We start from the raw sequence: 23,989 nt of genomic DNA on the forward strand, positions 1-23,989 counted from the left end.
GCAGTCAGTTTGCCGCTTTCATGCTGTTTGTCTATTGCCTTTTGTCCGCCGCCCAGCTTTATTTTTTCATTTAATTCCCTGAGCTCCATCAATTTGTCGTTTGGCAATTTTATACCTCCTAAGATTTATATATATAACCAAGTATATATACAATAAATTTCTTTTCAAAGTCAATCGATACCGCAGGCAAAATAATTTTGCTATTATTTTGACGTTCAAAGTATATTATATAAACAAAATTTTGTCAATATATTTGTAACCATCCCACCGCAAAATAATACTCATTAAAGAAATCAATTGTGAACATTTTGCATATATTGAATAGTAGCTGAAAATTATGAAAGGTGTGATTCCATGAAATATAATAACTTTGACCAATATAACAGGATACGGCCATACAAGGCTCAAAACATGATTGTTAAAATATTAGAAACTGAAGCTCTGCCCCAGCCACAACCTCAACCGCAGCCGGTTGAAGAAATTCCACTGCCCTTAGCCAGCACCGGTTACATAAATGTGGGAGTTTACACAGCCCTGGGAGCACTGCCAGTCAAAGACGCCGTTGTGACTATTTACACAATTGACGAAGATGGAGAAGAAAATGCACTTTACCATGTTGTGAGCAACATAAACGGAAGAGTTCCAACAATGGAAGTTCCTGTAGAATACAATCCGGAAAATCCTTTAGAAAGTCCTACATTTTATTTTTCAACCTACAACATGAGAGTTCAAGCAATAGGATATTACACTGTCAATATTATTGATCTTCGTGTTTACCCTGATGTTGCCACAAATTACAGAGTGAGCTTGATTCCCGTAATGGAAGGTGCCACAGAGGAAGAAGGCAGTCAGACTGTTGTCATTCCTCCAACCCCAGCGGATATTTCAAATGAATAAGGAGGAGATTACATGAGCACACAAGTACCAGGATTATCAACTGTTGTAGTTCCGGATAACATTACCGTACATCTTGGAGCTCCAAATCAACCGGCAGAAAATGTAACTGTACCGTTTATTGATTATGTTAAAAATGTAGCTTCAAGCGAGCTATATCCAACATGGCCTGAAAGCGCCCTAAGAGCAAATATATACGCAATAGTATCAATTGCATTGAACAGAATATTCACAGAGTGGTATAGGTCAAGAGGATATAATTTTGACATTACAAACACGACACAATTTGATCAGGCCTTTGTTCCTAACAGAGGAATATTTGACACCATAGACAGAATTGTTGATGATATTTTCAACGATTACATTGCAAGGCAAAACCAGGTGGAACCCTTGTACGCCCAGTTTTGCGACGGACGTGTTTCAATATGTGAAGGCATGTTTCAGTGGGGAACCGTTGACTTGGCAGCACAGGGATATGTTCCTTATGAAATACTTCAGTACTACTACGGAGACAACATCAATATTGTCAGAAATGCTCCAGTAGTGAATTTAGAAGAAACATACCCAGGCGTCCCCCTAAGTGTAGGTGACAACAACCAGTATGTACTGCTGATAAAAATGGCCCTCAATGCTATTTCTGTTAACTTTCCCGCTATTCCGAAAGTATATCCAATAAACGGTGAATTTACTGAAGGAATGGCCGATGCTGTAAGAGCATTCCAGGAAGCATTCAATTTACCTGAAACAGGAGTCATAGACAAGGCAACATGGTATGAAATAAGAAAAATATATGTAGCAGTAAGAAACCTTGCTCAGCTTACTTCACAGGGAATACTTGTTAGTGACATTCCTCCGGATATAGTAACTGAAATCGAGGAAGGAAAAGTTGTACCAAGAGTGCAGCTTGTTCAGTATTTTCTCAATGTTCTTTCAGCATATTACAACTCCATACCTGCAGTTGACATTGACGGAATACTAGGTCCAAATACAAGGACATCAATAATAGAATTTCAAAAAACTATGGGGCTTGAGCCCACAGGCATAATAGATGATGCTACATGGAATTCAATGTACAACAACATACTTGGAATATTGAGGGCACTTCCACCTTCAGCAATTGCTCTGCCGGCTCTTTTGTTCCCTAACGTTATTTTGAGGGAAGGCTCTGAAGGTCCAAGTGTATTCATCATGCAGGAATATCTTGCATTCATATCATCTGTGGTACCTGCCATTCCTTCAGTAACGCCGGACGGTGTATTCGGTCCTGAAACAAGAGCTGCTGTCACTGCATTTCAAAGGCAGTACGGACTTAACCCTGATGGTATAGTGCAGCAAGCAACATGGAACAGAATTGTCCAGGTTTACAGGGAACTTAGATTTGGAGTACAAAGGAATCAAGGGCAATTTCCAGGAAATGAAATCAGCTAGTGAGGTGATAATATGAGTATTCCGGAAACTGACATACACATTCCAGGAGCAGCAATACCTCACACCATAGTATCTTTCCCCGCCAACATAACAGTCCACCTGGGACCACCTGACGAAGAAGCATTGAACGTCACAGTTCCATACCTGGACTATATAAAAAATGTGGCATCCAGTGAATTGTATCCAACATGGCCGGAAGAAGCATTAAGAGCAAACATTCATGCAATCACCTCAATAGCAATGAACAGAATTTTCACAGAATGGTACAGAGGCAGAGGTTATGACTTTGATATTACAAATTCAACTCAATTCGACCAGGCTTATGTCCATGAAAGAGGAATATTTGATAGTGTTGCAAATATTGCAGATGATATTTTTGATGAATATGTTGTGCGCCAAGGCCATATTGAACCCTTGTTCACAGAATTTTGCGACGGGAGAATTTCACAGTGCAACGGCATGTACCAGTGGGGCAGTGTTGACCTGGCCAACCAGGGCTACACAGCCATAGACATACTCAGGTACTACTACGGAAATGATGTGAACATAGCACCTTATTCAATTGCAGAGGAAATTGTGGGAACTTATCCAGGCACTCCTCTGGCTTTGGGTGAATCAGGTATTCCAGTTTTTAGGATGCAGCACTCCCTTAATAGAATATCACGAAACTATCCGGCAATACCCGTAGTTCCAATAAACGGGTACTACGGTGAAGAAACAGAGGCTGCAGTCAGAGTATTTCAGCAAGTCTTTAATCTTCCGGTTACAGGAGTTGTAGACAGCGACACTTGGTACAGGATACGGCGCATCTATGTGGCTGTCACAAGACTTGCTGAATTGACAACAGAAGGAATTCTCATAAACGAACTGATACACTTATATTCAAATGTTCTTTTAGAAGGTGATACACGCCCTGTTATAACTGTGCTTCAATACTTTCTTAACCTTATGTCCCAGCAAAACACAAATATTCCTCCAGTTCCTGTAACGGGCTTCTATGGCCCGGATACAACTGTTTCTGTAACAGCCTTACAAAATGCAATGAACCTTCCTCCTTCGGGAATAGTGACACAGGAAACATGGAATGTGCTGTACAGGAATGTATTTCCCATACTTGCCAATACTCCTATTGCAAGTATATACCTTCCAGGTATAAGTTTTATGGGAATACCATACAGCATAAGTATGGGAACCGAACACCCAGGCATCATCTTATTGCAGACTATGCTTGCTTATATAGCATTATTTATTCCAGAAATACCTTCCATACAAAGGGACGGAGTTTTCGGCCCTGCAACAGAAGAGGCAGTTTCAGTCTTCCAAAGTCTTTACGGGCTTGAATCAACAGGAATAGTAAATGCTGACACATGGAACAAACTAGCGGAGGTATATGTAAATTTAAGATACAATCCTCCTGCTGTACAACAGTGAAAGGAGACTATTATGATATATAACAACTTCAATCAAGAAGGTGAAACTTCAGCCATAACAGAAATTCAGCAATACTTAAGAAACATTTCATATTCTAACCCTGAAATACCACGTATTGATTTGTCAGGAGCATATGATGCTCAAACAAAAAAGGCGGTGGAAAATTTTCAGAGGTTTTCAGGTCTTCCCGTTACAGGCAGGGTTGATTACAGCACATGGAAAGCCATAGTAAGAGAAAACAGCCTTCATTTGAAATCTAAGGAAATGCCTTATAAATTACCATGCAGATCTTTTGATTTCGGAAACATAAAAATCGGATACTCGGGAGACATTGTGTATGTACTGAAAATTATGCTCAACAACTTCTGCAGAAAATATAAGAATTACAAGAAAATTGAAATAAACGACAAATATGACCATGAGACAGAAGAAGCTGTAAAGGAATTTCAAAAAATTAGCATGCTGCCAGTAACCGGCATTGTCGACAAGGAAACCTGGAACACCATGGTTTCAATTTACAGCACATGCAAATTATACGATTATAAATAATTGCTGATCCAGTATCAGCATTTTTTTATGCTAAACATCCGGCAGAGAATTTCATAACTAATTTTGTAAAATTTTCTTCCAGACTATTGACAATTGATGAGCATTTGCTAAAATAGAGTTAGCACTCAGCAGTGAAGAGTGCTAACAACACGTTTGATAAATTGCATTTGCAATTAATTTATTTGTAAGGAAGGAATAACTATGGCAAAAAAACAGTTTAAATCTGAATCCAAGAGACTTTTGGACTTAATGATCAATTCAATTTACACACACAAGGAAATTTTCTTAAGAGAGCTCATTTCAAATGCAAGCGATGCAATTGACAAAAGCTACTACAAATCTCTTACGGACAACAGCATTGTTTTCAACAAGGACGATTTTTACATAAGAATTGCCGTAAACGAAGATGAAAGAACTCTCACTGTTTCTGACACAGGAATAGGAATGACAAAGGAAGAACTTGATTCAAATCTTGGAACAATTGCAAAAAGCGGTTCATTTGATTTCAAGGAAAACAACGAGGCTAAAGATGGAGTAGATATAATTGGACAGTTCGGAGTAGGTTTTTATTCAGCATTTATGGTTGCTGAAAAAGTAACCGTAATAAGCAAATCAATTGGGTCAGAAGAAGCATACAAATGGGAATCAGAAGGCGCCGACGGATATACCATTACAAGCTGCACAAAAGAAAAAACAGGAACTGAAATAATAATGAAAATAAAACAAAACACCGAGGGAGAAGATTATGATGAATACCTTGATGTTTACAACATAAAATCTCTTGTAAAGAAATATTCAAACTTCATCAAGTACCCTATTAAAATGATGGTTAAAAAAAGAAAACACAAAGAAGGAACCGAAAATGAATACGAAGAGTACATGGAAGATGAAACATTGAACAGCATGGTTCCTATATGGAGAAAAAACAAAAGTGAACTCACCCAGGAAGATTATGAAAACTTCTACATGGAAAAACACTTTGGCTATGAAAAGCCTCTTCGTTACACTCATGTAAGTGTGGAAGGCCTTACAAGCTATAATTCAATCCTTTATATACCTGCCAAGGTTCCATTTGATTTTTACACAAAGGAATTTGAAAAAGGACTTGAGCTTTATTCAAACGGAGTTCTTATAATGAACAAGTGCGGCGATCTGCTCCCTGATTATTTCGGATTTGTGCAGGGTTTAGTTGATTCAGCTGATTTATCCCTGAACATTTCAAGAGAAACCCTGCAGCATGACAGACAGCTTCAGTTCATTGCGAAAAAAATAAAGGAAAAAATCAAAAGCGAGCTTTTGTCAATGCTTAAGGACGACAGAGATAAATATGTAGCGTTCTTTGAAAGCTTCGGAAGAACACTGAAATACGGCATGTACAGTGAATGGGGCGCTAACAAGGAAACGCTTCAGGACCTTTTGATGTTCTATTCTTCAACAGAAAAGAAACTTGCGACACTTGACGAATATGTTTCCAGAATGAAGGAAGATCAAAAATACATTTACTATGCAACAGGAGAAAGCACAGCAAAAATCGATAAACTTCCTCAAACTGAAATTGTTGCAGACAACGGTTATGAAATTCTTTATTTCACAGATGAGATAGATGAATTTGCAATCAAGGTTCTCATGAACTACAAGGAAAAAGAATTCAAAAACGTTTCAAGTGCAGATATGGATTTAAAAACTGACGAAAACGAAAATGATGAAAACAAAAATGAAAACAAGGACATTTTTGAATTCATGAAAGAAGCACTTGACGGAAAAGTTAAGGAAGTAAGACCGTCAAAGAGACTTAAAACTCATCCTGTATGCCTTGCTTCTGAAGGAGAGCTTTCAATTGAAATGGAAAAAGTTCTTCAGTCAATGCCTGACAATCCGGGAAATATTCATGCAGAAAAAATTCTGGAAATCAACACAAACCATGAAATGTTTGGAAAAATCAAGAATTCCTTTGAAAATGACAAGGACAAACTTAAGAAACTTTCAAGCGTATTATACAATCAGGCTCTTCTCATTGAAGGACTACAGATAGAAGATCCTGTACAATATGCGAATGATGTTTACGAACTGATCAACAACTAAAAAATATAAAATAGGCCTTACGGCCTATTTTTGTTTGGTGGCAAAGCATATTCAACTATGTTAGTACACGTCAGCACGGGAGGACAGTAGTCCTCCCCTACATATTGCTTTCCATGTATTCTTCTAATGTTAATCCTGACTCATATACCTTTGTTGCCAGTTCAACTCCCAGGTATCTTATGTGCCATGGCTCATAAAAATATCCTGTAATATCTTCCTTGCCTTTTGGATATCTCACAATGAAACCAAATCTGTGGGCATTTTCTGAAACCCATTTACCTTCATCAGTATTTCCAAATGTATCGTCCAGCTGAAAGTTCATGGCTGCACATGTTATATCCATTGAAAGACCAGTCTGGTGCTCGCTTTGTCCTGGTTTTGCACTGTACTTGTCTGCGGCAGCCTGCCCGTGATTTTTTACATATGAATTGTAAAGATCTCTCTGAGTGCCATATGACCTGTAGCCTGAACGTGCATGCAGCTCATAGCCTTCTTCATCAGTTGCAGCCTGGAACAAATCCTTAAGCGCAATGTATGCCGTCTCTCTAAGCTGGTTTATTTCAGGGTTTTCAAGTACTGTGGGAATACCCTCAAGTTTTACTAGGTCTTCAGGCACATATGTGCTGGATAAATTGTTTTTCTTGTTCACCAAGGCATCTATTGCTGCAGGGTCTTCAACCATGTTAACATCATCCGGCGTTGATGGCTCCTGTGGCTTTTCTGCCGGATTTTCATTTTCATTATCCTTGTTTTCACCGCCAGGAACTTCATCAACCGGATTTTCTTTATCCGGCACCTCCTCAACTGGTTCCTCATGAACAGGCTCTTCAGCTGTTGGAGGAAGTCCTGTTTCATCTTTTAATCTTCCTTCTACATAAATTACAACAACAACCAGTATTAAAACCAAAGCTGCCATAGTAATGAACAATCTTCTCTTCTTATATTTTCTTGTGTTCTTCATGTTTTCTCCTTTGCAGGCTAGTTGATTTTCTTCCACATAATTATTGCATCTTCCAGAGGCATCTGATAATATCTTGGTCTTTTGCCTGCTGAAACGAACCCGAACTTTTTGTACAGATTGATAGCAGGGATATTTGACTCCCTCACTTCAAGTGTCATAGCCACTATTTCGCTGCACACACATATGTCAACCATTTTTTCAATGAGCATTGAAGCAATGTTTTGTTTCCTGTATTCAGGTATAACAGCAACATTTGTTATGTGACATTCATCAATGACCTTCCACATGCCCATGTAGCCAACTATTTTTTCTCCAAGTTCAGCGACCTGGTAATAAGCAAGATCATTTTTCAGTTCATTTACAAATGCATCCCTTGACCAGGGCAAAGAGAAACATTTTTTTTCAATTTCAATAATCTGAGCAATATCTTCTTTTTTCATACCCCTTATGATGACTTGATTCATGTTGCCCCCCTATTTTTTATTTCTTTCTGCCTGTGACAATCTCAGGTACTGCGGCTTAAAGTTTGATGCCGTTATTGTCTCCCCTTTTTTTGCCATACTGCAGCCTATGAAGCAAAGCGTTGCAGCATTCAGGTTGTTGAACTTGTTTGGGGTGAAATAAGCTTTGTTGTTTAATTTTTCTTCAATTATATTTCTGTAACTTACAGAACCGTCTCCTGCTAATATAACCGGTTCCTGGTATTGGTTTAAAATATCCACAAGCTCTTCTATGTTGCACGGGAACTGCTCTTTTACACATTTCAGTTCTTCCCCTTCCCATTTATAAATGCCTGCATACACCCTTCCTGCCTTCGCATCCATAATTGGAACAATGAGCTTCTCTTTATCATATACATTTCCTGCCAAGGATTTCATTGTGGGTATGTTTACAATAGGCAAATTTCCTGCAAAAGCCAAGCTCTTTGCTATGGCTGCCCCAATACGAAGTCCAGTGTATGAACCGGGGCCTTCTGAAACTGCTATTACATCTATGTCCTGAATTTTAATTTCAAGCTCTTTTAATAGTTCTTCAATTAACGGCATCAGCTTTTCTGAATGTGTTTTTTTGTGGCTCAATGTGAATTCACCAAGTACGTTGAAGTCTTCAGAAACCGCACAGGATGCTGTCACAGATGCTGATTCAATTGCAAGTATTTTCATAATTTTTCAGCTCCTCCGTAATTTTTTCATAAACAACTCCCTTGCCTTCAATTGTCATGATTCTTTTGTTTTCATCAATTCTGTCTATTTTTATGTCTATTCTTTCATCAGGAAGTATTGTTCTTATATTTTCGGACCACTCTATAACTGTTACACCCTCAGAATATATATATTCATCATAGCCTAAATCATACATGTCATCTTCTGATTCAATTCTGTACACATCCATGTGATAAAATGGAAGCCGTCCTTCATATTCCTTTATGATGTTGAACGTGGGGCTGGTGATGTATTCTTTTACTCCGAATTCTTTTGCAATGAACTGGGTTATTGCAGTCTTGCCTGCTCCTAAATCCCCGTCAAGGCATAAAACAGTCCCTTTTTCAAGGCACCTGCTTATTATTTTTCCTATTTTTTCTGTATCCTGTAAATTATTGACTTTAATTTTCATTTCTTACCTCTTTTTTACGGCATCAGGAAGACTCCATTTTGCCGCACATCTATCGTTCATTATACATTTGCACATATAAAAAATCAAGGAATATATCACCTTGTCCAAGTCTTAAAATTTAATTGAACAAAGACTGCGGACATGTTATAATATTTTGAATAAATTTTAAATACGTGCAAATGATAATTATTTGCTCTTAACAATCATATAATGAAATATCAAATATTTGAGGAGATTGCAATGAATAATAATTTTAATCATATATATTTTATAGGGATTGGCGGCATAAGCATGAGTGCATTAGCTGAAATAATGATTGATGAAGGAGTAAGGGTATCAGGCTCTGACAGAAACTCATCCCACATAGTAAAAAAGCTTGAAAAACTAGGTGCTAAAATAAACATTGGCCATGAAGGAAAAAACATTGGCACTGACATAGACCTTGTAGTATATACATCTGCAATTTCAAAAGATAATCCTGAACTTGTAAGAGCACAGGAACTGAACCTAAACATTATGGACAGGGCTGAATTTCTCGGCCTTATCATGAAAAAGTACAAAAATGCCATCTGCGTGTCAGGAACACACGGCAAGACAACAACAACAGGAATGCTTTCCTCAATCCTCATGGAAACTGAAATGAATCCAACCATATTTTTAGGCGGAGAAATGGATTCCATGGGCGGAAACCTCATGCACGGCTCCTACGACATGCTGCTTACAGAAGCATGTGAATACAAGCGCAATTTCCTTAAGTTCAATCCAACAGTTGAACTCATATTAAATATTGAAGAAGACCATCTGGATTATTACAAGGACTTAAGTGATATTGAAGATGCATTTCTTGAATATGCTAAAAAACTTCCTTCAACAGGACATCTTGTCGCAAATGTGCTTAACAAAAACCTGTTCAAGGATATTAAGTGCAATGTTGTAACATTTGGAACAGATAACAGCGCTGATTATTATGCTGCTGACATAAAGCTCGTTCCATCTCCTTCTTATTCACTCATGAAGGGAAGCAAAAAAATAGCAGACATAAAATTAAGCGTGTTCGGAGAGCACAACATTTTAAACAGTGTTGCAGCAGCAGCTGCATGCATTTCTCTTGGCATAGATCTTGATACAATTGCAAAGGGCCTTGCAGACTTTAAAGGAACTCACAGAAGGTATGAATACAAAGGAACATTAAACGGAGCCAGCGTAATAGATGATTACGCACATCATCCTTCTGAAATGAAAGCAACATTGAAGACTGCAAGATCATATACATCCGGAAAAATCATCACAGTATTCCAGCCTCACACTTACACAAGGACGAAAAAACTCCTGAATGAATTTGCTGAAGCACTTACGCACTCAGATGAAACAATTTTATTGGACATTTATGCTGCAAGAGAAATAGACAATGGAGAAATTCATTCAAAGGATATTATTGCAAAGATGAATGTTCTTTCAAAAGATGCACATTATGCAGAAAGTTTTGAAGAAGCTGCAGATTTGATCCGATCCATGGCAAAAGAAGGCGACACCGTAATAACCATGGGTGCAGGAAGTGTAGATTCAGTGGCAGAACTGCTTATTAATAATTAAGGTATATTTAATTAAGAGTTAAGAGTGAAGAATTAAGAATTAATGGAAGGAACAGGCATGCAAAGCATGCCTGTTCTTTGTTAATCAAATATATGCGGGAGGGCACGAGACCCTCCCCTACAATCCGTGATTTCTAATTTACCGCTATTGTCAAATAATTTTTTTAAAAGAAAAGGACAGCTTTGCTGTCCTTTCCAAAATTCTTAATTCTTAACTCTTCATTCTTAATTATATTAAATCAGTGGTCCCTGTTTGTAAGATATTTTGCCAATTCTATGAGATGTTTTGCTCTGTCGCCAAACATTTCAAGGCTTTTTATTGCTTCATCCGTGAACTGTTCAACATCTTTTCTTGATTTTTCTATTGTTGAAAAGGACAGATATGTAACTTTATCATTTGCAATGTCGCTTCCTATTTTCTTACCCAATTTTTCCTGGGTGCTTGTTACATCCAGAATGTCGTCTTCTATCTGAAATGCAATACCTATATTGTCTGCATATGTTTCAAGAGCCCTAAGCTGATTTTCATCAGCTCCTCCTAAAATTGCGCCGGCTTTGACGCTGCTTTTTATGATAGCACCTGTCTTTAGGGAATACATGTATTTAAGCTCCTCAACAGATGATATTTTGTCATGACCGTATATGTCCACAATCTGACCGCCAATCATTCCATCTGCACCGGAAGACTTTGCAATTTCGTAAAGTGCCTTAACTGCACTTGTTATTTCAACTTTACTCTTCAAGGCAGCTTCAAGCCCGGTTTCAAATGCTCTGTTTAAAAGCCCGTCACCTGCAAGAATTCCTGTTGCTTCACCGAATTTCTTGTGATTTGACAATCGTCCACGCCTGTAATCATCATTGTCCATGGCAGGCAAATCATCATGAATCAATGAATATGTGTGTATCATTTCCATGGCGCAGGCAAAAGGAATAATTTCCTCTGCATTGTCTTTGAACAATTCATATGTTCCAAGCATCAAGACAGGCCTAAGCCTTTTTCCGCCGCACAAAAGGCTGTAATTCATTGATTCGTAAATTACTTTTTGAGGATTTTTTTCTTCTTTTATTATTGTACGAAGACATTCTTCTATTTTTAAAACTTTTTCATCCATCCAATTTTTAAATTCCATTTCAAACCCCTGAACTATAAAATTAACGAAAGAGCATTGACTAACCTGCTCCCCGCTGTTAATTGTTGAACACTTTTCTTGCTATTTCCACTGCTTCCTTGGCATCTTTTGCGTAGTAATCTGCTCCCATGTTTCTTGCATATTCTGCAGTCAGTACTGCTCCGCCGACCATTACAGGGCAGTCAATGCCATTGTCTCTGAGTTCTTCGATTATATCCTCCATACTCTTCATGGTGGTTGTCATCAAGGCGCTCAATCCCACGATTATTGGTTCATCTGCATATTTTTTTGCTTCTTCAACTATTTTTTCAGCAGAAACATCCTTGCCCAAATCAATTATATCATAATTATAGTTCTCCAGTATAACTTTTACAATGTTTTTCCCAATATCATGAATATCTCCCTTTACAGTTGCCAGTATAATTTTCCCATTGCTTATACCGGCAGATTCATTTTTCTTGAGACTTTCCTTCAATACATCAAAGGATGACTTCACTGTTTCTGCTGACTGAATGAGCTGCGGAAGGAAAATTACTCCCTTTTCAAAATCACTTCCCACAACATCAAGGGCAGGAATGAGGAATTCATTTACAATTTCAAGCTCTGTCTTTGTACTGAGGAGTAATTTAGTCTTGGCTGCAGCATTTTCCTTTAAACCCTTTACTACCATGTCATAAAGTGTTTCTTCCTTTTTTTCTTTTTTTGGAGATGTTTCTGCAGAAGATTTATCACCGTATCTTTCGATATACTTTATTGACCCTTTGTCATGATTGTAAAGAACATTGAACGCATACACCTTATCCATCATTGCTTCATCGTTTGGATTAATGATAGGAAGATCAAGTCCTGCTGCCATGGCAATTGCAAGGAAAGTTTCATTTATAAGCGGTCTGTTTGGCATACCGAATGAAATGTTGGAAACCCCAAGAACTGTCTTTAATCCAAGCTTTTCCTTAACCATTGTCAATGTCTTTACGGTTTCTGCTACTTCCTTTTGCTGAGCAGAGCATGTGAGAGTCAGGGTGTCTATGTAAACATCTTCTTTTTTTATGCCGTACTCCAATGCCTTGTTCAGTATCTTTTCTGCAATTTTGAAGCGTTCCAAAGCATTGTCTGGAATTCCTCTCTCATCAAGGGTAAGCCCCACAACAGCAGCGCCGTATTTTTTTACCAGAGGCAAAATTTTTTCCAGCACCTGGTCTTCTCCATTTACAGAATTTACTATTGCTTTTCCGTTTGCATACCTTAAACCTGCTTCAATTACATCCATGTCTGATGAATCTATTTGAAGTGGTGCATTTGTAACTGATTGCAGACCCTTAACTACCTTCTTCATCATTTCTTTCTGGTCTATTTCCCTGAGTCCAACATTCACATCCAGTATCTCTGCTCCAGCTTCTACCTGAGAAACTCCCTGCTTCAGGATGTAATCCATGTCACTGTTTTTCAATGCTTCTTTAAGCATCTTTTTTCCAGTTGGATTTATTCTTTCGCCTATTACTTTTACTCCTTCAACCAGCACTGTGTTTGATGGCGTACATAGAGCATGAAATTTTTGTTCTGATCTTTCAACCTTTGTCAACCTGCTTATTTTCTTTTTTATTTCACGTATGTATTCAGGCGATGTTCCGCAGCATCCTCCTAGCATTGATACACCTATTCCTATGAACGCAAGAACATCATCAGAATATTCCTCAGGACCTATTTCATAGTGCGTTTTCCCATCTATAACAGACGGAAGGCCTGCATTGGCCTGTACAAGCACCGGAAGATTTGTCCAGTTCATGAGTTCTTCCACAATTGGCCTGATTTCCTTTGGCTCCAGTGAACAGTTTATACCTATTCCATCAGCTCCAAGTCCTTCAAGTGTTACTGCCATACTAGAAGGAAGACACCCGGTGAATGTTCTGTGATCCTTTTCAAAGGACATGGTTGCAAGAACTGGAAGATTTGTGTTTTCCTTTGCAGCCAACAATGCTGCCTTCATTTCATACAAATCAGTCATTGTTTCAATGAGAATGAGATCTGCTCCTGATTTCTCGCCCTGAACAACCTGCCTCTTAAATATTTCATAGGCTTCATCAAATGTAAGAATTCCCATGGGTTCAACAAGTTCACCAATGGGTCCTATGTCAAGGGCAGCAAAGACCTCTTTGTTTCCGATTGCTTCTCTTGCAGCCTTCACTGCAGCATCTATAATTTCTTCTACCGAGTAATTTGTTGCCTGGAGTTTTTTTTCATTTGCACCGAATGTGTTTGTTGTTACAACGTTGGAACCAGCTTCTATATATTCTTTGTGAATTTCTACTACTATGTCTCTTTGTTCAATATTGAGCGTTTCAGGAACATCCCCAAGTTTAAGGCCCTTCTTTTGAAGCTCTGTGCCCATGGCTCCGTCAAACAAAACAAGATTATTATCAATAAACTCTTTAAAATTCATGTTTTACCTCTTATATTTCTCTGTTTAAAGAATGAACCAGAGATATGATATTGTTATGTGTTTTTCTTGCAACATAAGGATTGTTCATGGTGTAAAGGTGCACACCGTCAACTCCGTTTGCCATGAGGTCAATTATTTGCTCAGAAGCATATGCTATTCCTGCATCCGCCATTGCATCCTTGTCATATTCAAACTTGTTCATAATCTGTATGTACTTTTCAGGTATTTTTGAACCGCTGAGTGTTACAATTCTTTCTATCTGGCTTTTGTTTGTAAGAGGCATGATTCCAGCCTGTATAGGAACATTAATATTGTGCTTCTCTGCAAGATTCAGGAAATTGTAAAAGTCATTGTTGTCAAAAAATAGCTGTGTCGTAAGGTGTGTTACTCCTGCTTCAATTTTGAATTTAAGATTTTTAACATCCTCCTCCAGATTTTTGCAGTCTACGTGACCTTCCGGATAGCAGGTCCCTCCCAAATCGAAGTTGTCCCTAGACATGATGAACTCTGCCAAATCTGAAGCATGCTGAAAATCTCCCTTTACTTCTTCCTCAAGGGGGATGTCTCCTCTTAAGGCAAGAATATTTTCAATTCCTTCTTTTTTGAGATCTCTGAGCGTATCAATAATTTCTTCACCTGTCGAGCGAATGCAAGTGAGGTGAGCCATAGTCTCAATGCCATACTTATTTTTAATGATGGAAGAAATTTCTCTTGTCTTGTTTTGATTGTTTCCTCCTCCTGCTCCATATGTAACGCTTATATAATCAGGCCTTAAGTCGCTTAATGACTCCAGTGTCTTATAAATTGTTTCTATGGATGAAGTGGCTTTAGGCGGAAATATTTCAAAAGAAAAAACAAATTTCTTTTTATTAAAAATGTCAGTAATATGCATTGTCCTTGCTCCTTTTTAATTTTTGACTATTATAACATAGACGTTTGAAACTGTAAACCGATATGAAAAATAATTATTTACTACATTTATTTATAAATATTCTTTCAAATCTCTTCAGCTCTAACAGACCTGCATATTGCGACTGTTTTTATCATATAAATAGATACTTAAGTAAAAATTAGTATAAACATTGTAATAAATAAAATTGACTATCAATTTTGTTTAGGTTATAATGTAATTATGCAAACGTTTTTTTACATCATTATCCATTACTTGAATTTAATGCAAAATTCTAAAATTTATCTTTGAATATATGCAGTTCTGGCAAATTGCTATGAATTGTATTTATAAAATAATTAATATGGAGGGAATGTAAAATGAAATCAAGAAAGTTAGTATCACTTATTTTAGCTGTTATGATGACAGTTATGTTATTTGCAGGCTGTACAAGCCAGACGGCTCAGACACCGTCAGAACCGCAAAAACCTGCTGAACAGCCTGCTGAAACGCCTAAAGCTGACAAGATTTTAAAATTTGGCGGCACTGGATTTGGAGGATTATTTAATCCAATTATGTCAGACAACACTTACGACACCTATGTAGCAGACTCTATTTTTGAAAAACTTGTTACAAACGACGCAGACGGCGAAATGATTCCTGTCCTTGCAGAATGGACAATTTCAGAAGATAAACTCACCTATACATTTACACTGAAAGACGGAATCAAGTTTTCCGACGGCTCAGATCTGACCACCGAAGATGTGGCCTTTACATATGAAACAATTGCTCACCCTGACTACAATGGTCCTAGAGCTTACGCTGTAAGCAGTCTTAAAGGCTATGAAGAATTCCACAGCGGAGCTAAAGATACTTTTGAAGGAATAAAAATAATAGATGACAAAACAATATCATTTACATATGCTGAAGGTTCAGCTGCACCGGCTAATATTCAAAACTTCATGTACGGCATAATGCCTTCAGATTATTATGCTTTTGACGCATGGGAAGATTTCCTTGCATTAAATGAAAAACCTCTAGGTTCAGGTACCATGGTTTTTGACAGCTGGGAACCGAAGCAATTTATAAAGCTTATGAAAAACACAAATTACTGGGATCCTAATAGCGCAGCAAAAATTGACGGCGTCTTATTAAGTGAAGTACCGGATGAAAGCATTCTTTCAGCTTTGCAGACAAATCAAATAGATTTTGCACAAATACCTTCTAGCGCTGAAAATCTTGAAGCTGCTGAAGCTCTATCAAATATAAGCATTGCAAACTTCCTTGGAAACGGATACACATTCATGTGCTTCAACACAACAAGGCCAAAGCTTGCAGATGTTAAAGTAAGGCAGGCACTAATGTATGCTCTTGACAGAGAATCATTCATAGAAGCTCAATATGGTAAAGGCTTGGCTTCTGTAGGTATGGCTCCTATTTCACCTTCATCCTGGGCATTCCCGGATCCTTCAGAACTAAACGCTTACAAGTTTGACATGGATAAGGCAGCACAACTCATGGATGAAGCAGGCTGGACTATGAACAGCGATGGTTACAGATACAAGGACGGAGAAAAGTTCCATGTTAACTGGCTTGTTTATACTGACTCATCATGGCCTGGAACATTGTCAGGCATGGCATCTGACACATGGAAACAATTAGGTGTTGAACTTGAAATAGAACTTATGGACTTTGACACTGTTGCATCACGTACAATGGATGCAGCACCGGGTGAAAAAGACTTTGACATATACACAATGGGATTTTCTCTTGATATTGACCCTGACCCAACAGGAGCCCTGTTTGATGATGATGCATTTGTAGCAGGAGGTTTTAACGCATCCGGTTACAAAAATGCTGAAGCCATGAAATTGGTTAAGGCCGGAAAAGCCGAATTTGATACTGCAAAAAGAAAAGAAATTTATAATGAATGGGCAAAGATAATGAACTATGAAATTCCTCATGTAATCATAGCTTACAGGAGTGAAATATGGGGAATCAACAACAGAGTAAAAGGAATGGATCTTGGAACATACAGAACCTGGGATCAATGTTTGAAAAATATAACCATCGAATAATACATTCAGGGGAGGGTCTCCTCCCCTCTCTAAAATAAAACGAAAGAGGTGGTTTTATGAAAAACTACATTATTAGGCGCATTATTCAGATGATTCCTGTTTTTATTGGAATTTTATTCATATTGTTTTTCATACTTGAGCAAGCTCCAGGTACTCCGGTTTCAAACATGATGATTCCTAAAATGACACCTGAACAAAAAGCTGAATTGGCTCAAAAGCTGGGACTTGACGTTCCATGGTACGAAAGATTTGTTAACTGGATAGGAGAAGCCCTTCACGGGAATCTCGGCTATTCAATCAACCACAAAAAACCCGTTGTGGATGTTATGAAAGATTATGTGGGACCTACACTGCTATTATCTCTTGTTTCCTTGGCCATTTCGGTAATCATAGGCATACCTGCCGGTGTAATAAGTGCCACTAAACAATACAGCATCACCGACAACGTTCTCACCGTTGTGTCGTTCATAGGTATAAGCATCCCGTCCTTTTTCTTTGGACTTTTGCTCTTAAAAAATTTTGCTGTTGATATTCAGATTTTCCCTTTATTCGGGCTTAAGGACCCTCTTTTAATGTCAACAAACCCCGTTGATAAGGCATTGGATGTAGCATGGCACCTTGTTTTGCCGAGCATTGTTCTTGGCCTTGGCTCTACGGCAAGCTTCATGCGCTACACCCGTTCAAGCATGCTTGAAGTAATAAAGCAGGATTACATTAGGACGGCTCGTGCTAAAGGTCTTAAGGAAAAAACTGTAATATACAGACACGCCTTCAGAAATGCTGTCATTCCTATAATAACTCTTCTTGGCTTCTGGATACCTTCACTTTTGTCAGGAGCCGTTGTTACTGAATCAATTTTTGCTCTTCCGGGACTTGGTAAAATTTCTGTTGAAGCAACCATGACAAGAAATTATCCGTTGATTCTTGGCATTAATGCAATGCTAGCAGTTTTGACACTTATGGGAACATTGGTGGCAGACATACTGTATGCAATTGCTGACCCAAGAATCAGATACGATTAAGGGGGTGCTCATATGGTAAAAAGTGAAGTTCTTAAAAATACAAAAAGTTCACACAAAAACCTATCATATTGGGGAGAAGTTTTTTACAGATTACGCAAGAACAAAATGGCAATGATAAGCTTGTACTTGCTTGTTATTATAATAGGTCTGTGTATAATTGTTCCTGAATTATCCCAGTATTCCATAGAAACTACAGATATGCAAAACCGAGATCAGGCCCCCAGCTCTGAACACTGGCTTGGAACAGATAAAATCGGCAGGGATTTATTTGTCAGACTTTTTTATGCAGGAAGAATATCCTTAGGTCTTGCTTTGGCTGTAGTAACCCTTGAATGCGTTACAGGAGTTGTTTTAGGCAGTTTATCCGGCTTTTACGGCGGTTTTATAGACATAGTCATAATGCGCTTTGCAGACATATTTATGTCCTTTCCATTTATGATGTTTTGCATCACCATTGTGGCCGTATTTGGAAACAGTGTAACAAATCTTATAATTGTTCTTGCGCTGCTTAGCTGGCCCAGCATTGCAAGAATTGTGAGGGGACAAATACTGACTCTCAGAGAAATGGAATACATGGAAGCATGCGAAGCATTAGGCATAAGTGACTTCAGAAGAATATTTCGTCACCTGCTGCCAAATGTCCTGGCTTATGTAATAGTCTATGCAACTCTTGGGATGGCAAGTGTTATATTGACTGAAACATCATTGAGTTTCTTAGGCCTTGGAGTTTCACCTCCTACACCCACATGGGGAAATATGATACAGGAAGCAAGAAACACTCTTATTATCCAGCAAAAATGGTGGTATTGGATACCTCCCGGAATATGTATTTTTATTTCTGTTATGTGCTTTAATATACTGGGCGACGGCATGCGTGATGCAATCGACCCTAAAATGAAGAGATGAGGTTATCATGAGCAGAATATTATTGGATGTAAAAAACCTTAAAACTTATTTCTATTCAGACAGAGGTGTTGTTAAGGCTGCTGATGATGTCAGCTTTTATGTAAATGAAGGAGAAACTTTAGGCATAGTAGGAGAATCAGGTTGCGGCAAAAGCATATCTTGTATGTCATTGGTCAGATTAGTTGAAACTCCCCCTGGAAAATATGAAGGAGGAGAAATATTATTCAACGGAGAAGACATGTTGAAAGTCTCTGATGAAAGAATCAGAGAAATAAGAGGAAATGATATATCTTTCATATTCCAGGAACCCATGACTTCCTTAAACCCGATTTTTAAAATAGGAAGACAAATAAGCGAAACCATGATGCTTCACAGAGGCATGACCAAGGATGAAGCTTACAAAGAAAGCATTAAAATGCTTGAGCTGGTGAAAATTCCAAACCCTGAGCGCGTAGTTGATGATTATCCGTTTGCCCTGTCAGGAGGCATGCGTCAGAGAGCAATGATTGCAATGGCCCTTGCATGTGAACCAAGACTGCTCATAGCCGATGAACCTACTACAGCACTGGATGTAACTATCCAAGCCCAAGTGCTTGACCTTATGAATGAACTTAAACAAAAAATAAATGCGTCTATAATTTTTATCACTCACGACCTTGGAGTAATAGCAGAAATGAGTGACCGCGTAATGGTTATGTATGCCGGTAAGGTTGTGGAGGTAGCAACTGTAGTAGACATATTCAAGGATCCCAAACATCCTTACACTATAGGTCTCATATGTTCCAAGCCGGATATGGCAACGTCAAGCACAAGACTTCATGTCATTCCGGGAAATGTTCCGGATCTCAGCAATTTGCCTGAAGGATGTCCTTTCAATCCAAGGTGTGAAAAGGCAATGGATATTTGCAGAAAATCTTTTCCAAAAGAGATTGTTCTTGAAGGAGAACACAGAATTGCATGCTGGCTTTACACCAATGAAGACAAGGAGGAAGTGCTATGAGCTCTTACAGCGAAAATGCGGTCGATAGTCTAGTAACCGTAAAAAATTTAAGAAAGTATTTCCCCATAAAAACTGGAATCATTAAGCGTTCAACAGGCAGCGTCAAGGCAGTGGACAATGTTTCATTTCAAATAAAAAAAGGGAAAGTCCTGGGTATAGTAGGTGAATCAGGCTGCGGCAAATCTACACTTGGCAGGACTATGCTGAGGCTTCTTGACCCCACAGATGGTTCTGTCGAATATGACGGAAAGAACATATATAAAATGCATAAAAGCGAAATCAATCATATGCGCACAAAAATGCAGATTATTTTTCAGGATCCATACAGTTCATTGAATCCAAGGCTTCCCATTTATGAAATTGTAGGCGAAGCCATGCTGCAGCACAACATTGTTAAATCAAAAAAAGAAATGAAAGAAAAAGCAATTGAAGTAATCATGAGATGCGGATTATTTCCAGAGCAGGCAGACCGTTATCCTCACCAGTTTTCAGGTGGTCAGCGTCAGCGTATTTGCATTGCAAGAGCCCTGGCAGTAAATCCTGAATTTATAGTATGTGATGAAGCTGTTTCAGCTCTTGATGTGTCCATTCAGTCTCAAATAATAAATTTATTAAAAGATGCCCAGGAAGATTTCGGGCTGACATATCTGTTCATTTCACATGACTTGTCAGTGGTAAAGTTTATCAGTGACGAAGTTGCGGTCATGTACCTTGGCCAGATAGTGGAAAAAGGAAGCAAAAAAGAGATATTTACAAATCCTCTTCATCCTTATACAGAAGCATTGCTGTCAGCAGCGCCATCATTCGATCCGTCTGTAAGACAAAATAAGAAACGCATTATATTGGAAGGAGACATTCCTTCTCCGGCTAATCCTCCGTCAGGCTGCCGTTTTCACACCCGTTGTCCTTATGCGCATGAAATATGTAAGGAAAAGACACCTGAATACATGGAAATATACGATGGACATTTTTCAATGTGTCATAAAGTGAATGGAGTGTTTTAAATGTTATTCTTAAAATCAAGAGTTGAAGAAGATTTGGAAAAAATAAGACTTGCTAACTTGCCTCATGAAAATCTAAATGAAAAATCAAATGAACAGGAAGAATTAAAACTGGAAAAAAATGATATTCCAGCTATTATACTGGCCGTGTTATCACTGATACTTCCTTACTTTGCGGCATTTGTTGCAATAATGGCATGTGTGGTGTTTCTGCTTGGATATTTTTATTAGTTAAACATTTTGAATAAAATTAAAACCGGGAATTGCTTCCCGGTTTTATTTGTGCTCGTTATATTCTAGTAACGTTAGCTGCTTGGTCGCCTCTGTTTCCTTGAGTAACGTCAAAGCTTACTTTTTGACCTTCTTCAAGAGTCTTGAATCCGTCTCCCTGGATAGCTGAGAAATGTACGAATACGTCATTTCCATCTTCCTTTGTGATAAATCCAAATCCTTTTTCTGAGTTAAACCATTTAACTGTACCCTTAGCCATGAGTACCTCCCTAAATAATATTATTTATATTCCATTGTATAAAAAAATTCACACATTTTTACATATTATATACAGTGACACATATAATATCTAAAAACATGTGAAATCTATAAATACATCTGTAATACTCTTAAAGAATACCATAGAAATTGAGATTTGTCAACATTATTTTAAATACGAAGCACAATTTTTTCACGTCATAAATCACTATTTTCCGACAAGAAGACATTATTGCAAACATTTCCGCCAATGTCTATAAATTTGCATAATTGAATAATAATAACATAAGTTGACAACCTTCAAAGAATATACACTTGCAAAAGAACTATTTTTAAAAAAAGAAAAACACCATGGGCGCCTCCGACTGTTGACAAACCCCGACCTGTCATCCTGAACGATAGTGAAGGATCTCATCTTTATTGAAAACATGAGATTCTTCGGGCTACGCCCTCAGAATGACAACGTCGAAAGCTACTCATCTGCCTGAGACGCAATAGGCGCCTTATTTTATTGTTAATGTTCTTCCCAGTCCGTTTCATATTTGCAGAATTCATCAGCCAGCATTTCATCTGTATAATCAAGAATTATGTGCTTAACAATGCTGTCCATTGTACCCATTTCTTCATCATCCTCAAGATGTGATTCCATGAGAATGTCTTTAAATATACTGTATGCTCTGTTGTATGATATATTCATTTTTGTCAGTTCGTTAAGCATTTCAGGACTTATGGAATTTTTGAAATCCTCAAAACTCATTTCCTGAGCACACTTTTTATTCATTAACTCACCCTCTGTCTGTTTTCTTTTCTTTCCAAATACTCATCGTAGGTCATGGCCATATCAACCATTCCCTGTTCATTAAGTTCAATTATGCGGTTTGCAACAGTCTGAATAAACTGGTGGTCGTGTGAAGAAAACAACACAATTTCTTTAAAATCCATCAAGCCGTTGTTAAGGGCTGTGATTGACTCAAGATCCAAGTGGTTTGTAGGCTGGTCAAGTACAAGTACGTTAGAACCTGACAGCATCATTCTTGAAAGCATGCATCGCACTCTTTCTCCTCCTGACAATACATTGGCAGGTTTTAAAGCATCATCACCTGAAAACAGCATTCTGCCTAAGAATCCTCTCAAAAAGCTTTCAGACTGATCTTCAGAATATTGTCTCATCCAGTCAACAAGGTTTAAGTTCACTCCATCGAAAAATTCGGAGTTGTCCTTGGGGAAGTATGATTTCGTAATTGTCTGTCCCCATTTGATTGTTCCTGTATCCGGCTCCATTTCACCTACAAGAATTTTGAACAATGTGCTTTGTGCAAGCTCGTTTTCTCCAACGAATGCTATTTTGTCATCTCTGTTCACTCTGAATGAAATGTTCTTCAGTACATCAGTGCCGTCAATTGTTTTTGACAAACCTTCAACAGTAAGTATTTCATTTCCAACTTCTCTGTCCGGAGAAAACTTAACAAATGGATATCTCCTTGAAGAAGCAGGCATTTCTTCAATTTCCAGTTTTTCAAGAAGCTTTCTTCTTGATGTAGCTTGTTTTGATTTTGATTTGTTTGCAGAGAATCTCTGGATAAAATTCTGTAAATCTTTAATCTTATCTTCTCTTTTTCTGTTCTGGTCTCTCATGAGCTGCTGCATAAGCTGGCTTGATTCATACCAGAAGTCGTAGTTTCCTACATACATGCTTATTTTCTTGTAATCAATATCCACAATGTGAGTGCACACTGTATTCAAAAAGTGTCTGTCGTGGGATACAACAATTACAAGACCTTCAAATTCCAGAAGGAAGTCTTCCAGCCAGTTGATGGATTCAATGTCCAAGTTGTTTGTAGGCTCATCAAGCAGTATGATTCCCGGTCTTCCGAATAATGCCTGAGCAAGCATTACTTTAACCTTGTCACCGCCGTTTAAATCTCTCATGTACGAATAATGAAGATCTGAACCTACTCCAAGGCCCTGAAGAATCTGAGCAATTTCTGTCTCTGCTTCCCAGCCGTTCATTTCAGCAAATTCACCTTCAAGCTCTGAAGCTTTTACTCCATCTTCGTCAGTGAAATCTTCTTTTGCATATAGAGCATCTTTTTCCTTCATCACATCATATAATCTCTTGTTTCCCATCATAACTGTTTCCATTACGGAAAATTCATCATACATGAAGTGGTCCTGTTTCAGCACGGACATTCTTACATTGTTTGGTATTGACAGTTCTCCTGATGTGTAGTCAATTTCTCCTGACAATATTTTCAGGAAAGTTGATTTTCCTGCACCATTGGCACCAATTACGCCATAGCAGTTTCCCGGCACAAATTTTAAATTTACGTCGTTGAAAAGTTTGCTTCCCCCAAATTGAAGGCTTAAATTTGTTACTGTTATCATTTAATCATCCTTATATATAATATTTTAAATTTTCTTTTTTAACCTAAAAAGAATATCATATTCAATGTAATAATGCAAGCTAAAAAGGAGCCTTCGAA

Annotated in this window: 22 protein-coding genes; 12 read left to right on the plus strand and 10 right to left on the minus strand. The window is 38.0% G+C overall.

The window, feature by feature from the left end; genetic code table 11:
* Positions 1-354: 354 nt before the first annotated feature.
* The 5 genes from LY60_RS17220 (at position 355) to htpG (ending at position 6,384) form a co-directional block, all read left to right on the plus strand.
* Positions 355-897 (plus strand): hypothetical protein, encoded by a 543-nt coding sequence (locus LY60_RS17220; RefSeq protein ID WP_145086817.1) that lies wholly within the window; start codon positions 355-357, stop codon positions 895-897.
* Positions 898-909: 12 nt separating this feature from the next.
* Complete coding sequence (locus tag LY60_RS17225) at positions 910-2,322, plus strand: peptidoglycan-binding protein (protein ID WP_145086820.1); 1,413 nt, start codon at positions 910-912, stop codon at positions 2,320-2,322.
* A gap of 12 nt (positions 2,323-2,334) precedes the next feature.
* The gene (locus tag LY60_RS17230; RefSeq protein WP_145086823.1) at positions 2,335-3,753 is read left to right on the plus strand and encodes a peptidoglycan-binding protein; all 1,419 of its coding nucleotides are present in this window, start codon (positions 2,335-2,337) and stop codon (positions 3,751-3,753) included.
* A 12-nt stretch (positions 3,754-3,765) separates the two neighbouring features.
* A complete protein-coding gene (locus LY60_RS17235; RefSeq protein WP_145086826.1) occupies positions 3,766-4,302 on the plus strand; it encodes a peptidoglycan-binding domain-containing protein in 537 nt (178 codons plus the stop codon).
* A gap of 201 nt (positions 4,303-4,503) precedes the next feature.
* Positions 4,504-6,384, plus strand: coding sequence for a molecular chaperone HtpG (gene htpG / locus LY60_RS17240; RefSeq protein ID WP_145086829.1), 1,881 nt, complete (start codon positions 4,504-4,506; stop codon positions 6,382-6,384).
* A 97-nt stretch (positions 6,385-6,481) separates the two neighbouring features.
* On the opposite strand, the gene LY60_RS17245 is transcribed toward htpG, so the two are convergent.
* From LY60_RS17245 to tsaE, 4 genes are read right to left on the minus strand one after another with little or no spacing between them, the layout of a single operon-like run.
* Positions 6,482-7,345 (minus strand): M15 family metallopeptidase, encoded by an 864-nt coding sequence (locus LY60_RS17245; RefSeq protein WP_246145560.1) that lies wholly within the window; start codon positions 7,343-7,345, stop codon positions 6,482-6,484.
* 17 nt (positions 7,346-7,362) lie between these two features.
* Positions 7,363-7,809 carry a ribosomal protein S18-alanine N-acetyltransferase gene (gene rimI, locus LY60_RS17250; protein WP_145086832.1) on the minus strand — a complete coding sequence of 149 codons (447 nt, stop codon included), beginning with the start codon at positions 7,807-7,809 and terminating at the stop codon, positions 7,363-7,365.
* A gap of 9 nt (positions 7,810-7,818) precedes the next feature.
* Positions 7,819-8,508, minus strand: a complete 690-nt coding sequence (tsaB, locus tag LY60_RS17255; RefSeq protein WP_145086835.1) for a tRNA (adenosine(37)-N6)-threonylcarbamoyltransferase complex dimerization subunit type 1 TsaB — start codon at positions 8,506-8,508, stop codon at positions 7,819-7,821.
* Entirely contained in the window at positions 8,489-8,959 is a 471-nt protein-coding gene (gene tsaE, locus LY60_RS17260) for a tRNA (adenosine(37)-N6)-threonylcarbamoyltransferase complex ATPase subunit type 1 TsaE (protein WP_145086839.1), read from the minus strand. The genes tsaB and tsaE overlap by 20 nt, the downstream gene beginning before the upstream one ends.
* A gap of 240 nt (positions 8,960-9,199) precedes the next feature.
* Here tsaE and murC point away from each other — a divergent pair, with 240 nt between their 5' ends.
* Positions 9,200-10,552 (plus strand): UDP-N-acetylmuramate--L-alanine ligase, encoded by a 1,353-nt coding sequence (gene murC / locus LY60_RS17265; RefSeq protein WP_246145564.1) that lies wholly within the window; start codon positions 9,200-9,202, stop codon positions 10,550-10,552.
* Positions 10,553-10,790: 238 nt separating this feature from the next.
* Here murC and LY60_RS17270 read toward each other — a convergent pair whose 3' ends face one another.
* From LY60_RS17270 to metF, 3 genes are read right to left on the minus strand one after another with little or no spacing between them, the layout of a single operon-like run.
* Positions 10,791-11,681 carry a polyprenyl synthetase family protein gene (locus tag LY60_RS17270; protein ID WP_145086845.1) on the minus strand — a complete coding sequence of 297 codons (891 nt, stop codon included), beginning with the start codon at positions 11,679-11,681 and terminating at the stop codon, positions 10,791-10,793.
* 58 nt (positions 11,682-11,739) lie between these two features.
* Positions 11,740-14,121, minus strand: a complete 2,382-nt coding sequence (locus LY60_RS17275; protein WP_145086848.1) for a homocysteine S-methyltransferase family protein — start codon at positions 14,119-14,121, stop codon at positions 11,740-11,742.
* A 10-nt stretch (positions 14,122-14,131) separates the two neighbouring features.
* Positions 14,132-15,013: a methylenetetrahydrofolate reductase [NAD(P)H] gene (metF, locus tag LY60_RS17280; RefSeq protein ID WP_145086851.1), complete on the minus strand. Its 882-nt coding sequence runs from the start codon at positions 15,011-15,013 to the stop codon at positions 14,132-14,134.
* Positions 15,014-15,390: 377 nt separating this feature from the next.
* On the opposite strand from metF, the gene LY60_RS17285 reads away from it, so the two are divergent.
* The 6 genes from LY60_RS17285 to LY60_RS17310 are packed head-to-tail and all read left to right on the plus strand — an operon-like array spanning position 15,391 to position 21,248.
* Positions 15,391-17,088, plus strand: coding sequence for an ABC transporter substrate-binding protein (locus LY60_RS17285; protein WP_145086854.1), 1,698 nt, complete (start codon positions 15,391-15,393; stop codon positions 17,086-17,088).
* A gap of 56 nt (positions 17,089-17,144) precedes the next feature.
* Complete coding sequence (locus tag LY60_RS17290) at positions 17,145-18,110, plus strand: ABC transporter permease (protein ID WP_019229482.1); 966 nt, start codon at positions 17,145-17,147, stop codon at positions 18,108-18,110.
* A gap of 12 nt (positions 18,111-18,122) precedes the next feature.
* Complete coding sequence (opp4C, locus tag LY60_RS17295) at positions 18,123-19,016, plus strand: oligopeptide ABC transporter permease (protein ID WP_145086857.1); 894 nt, start codon at positions 18,123-18,125, stop codon at positions 19,014-19,016.
* 7 nt (positions 19,017-19,023) lie between these two features.
* Positions 19,024-20,016 carry an ABC transporter ATP-binding protein gene (locus LY60_RS17300; RefSeq protein ID WP_145086860.1) on the plus strand — a complete coding sequence of 331 codons (993 nt, stop codon included), beginning with the start codon at positions 19,024-19,026 and terminating at the stop codon, positions 20,014-20,016.
* Entirely contained in the window at positions 20,013-21,020 is a 1,008-nt protein-coding gene (locus LY60_RS17305) for an ABC transporter ATP-binding protein (RefSeq protein ID WP_145086863.1), read from the plus strand. The genes LY60_RS17300 and LY60_RS17305 overlap by 4 nt, the downstream gene beginning before the upstream one ends.
* Entirely contained in the window at positions 21,021-21,248 is a 228-nt protein-coding gene (locus LY60_RS17310; RefSeq protein WP_145086866.1) for a hypothetical protein, read from the plus strand. It abuts the gene before it with no gap.
* 58 nt (positions 21,249-21,306) lie between these two features.
* On the opposite strand, the gene LY60_RS17315 is transcribed toward LY60_RS17310, so the two are convergent.
* The 3 genes from LY60_RS17315 to LY60_RS17325 all read right to left on the minus strand — a co-directional run bounded on the left by LY60_RS17315 (position 21,307) and on the right by LY60_RS17325 (position 23,891).
* Positions 21,307-21,507 (minus strand): cold-shock protein, encoded by a 201-nt coding sequence (locus LY60_RS17315; RefSeq protein ID WP_019229488.1) that lies wholly within the window; start codon positions 21,505-21,507, stop codon positions 21,307-21,309.
* A gap of 513 nt (positions 21,508-22,020) precedes the next feature.
* Complete coding sequence (locus LY60_RS17320; protein ID WP_145086868.1) at positions 22,021-22,287, minus strand: hypothetical protein; 267 nt, start codon at positions 22,285-22,287, stop codon at positions 22,021-22,023.
* Positions 22,287-23,891 carry an ABC-F family ATP-binding cassette domain-containing protein gene (locus LY60_RS17325; protein ID WP_145086871.1) on the minus strand — a complete coding sequence of 535 codons (1,605 nt, stop codon included), beginning with the start codon at positions 23,889-23,891 and terminating at the stop codon, positions 22,287-22,289. Before LY60_RS17325 ends, LY60_RS17320 begins: the two co-directional genes overlap by 1 nt.
* Positions 23,892-23,989 lie beyond the last annotated feature (98 nt).

The organism is Sedimentibacter saalensis (assembly GCF_007830175.1).
Lineage (GTDB): Bacteria > Bacillota > Clostridia > Tissierellales > Sedimentibacteraceae > Sedimentibacter > Sedimentibacter saalensis.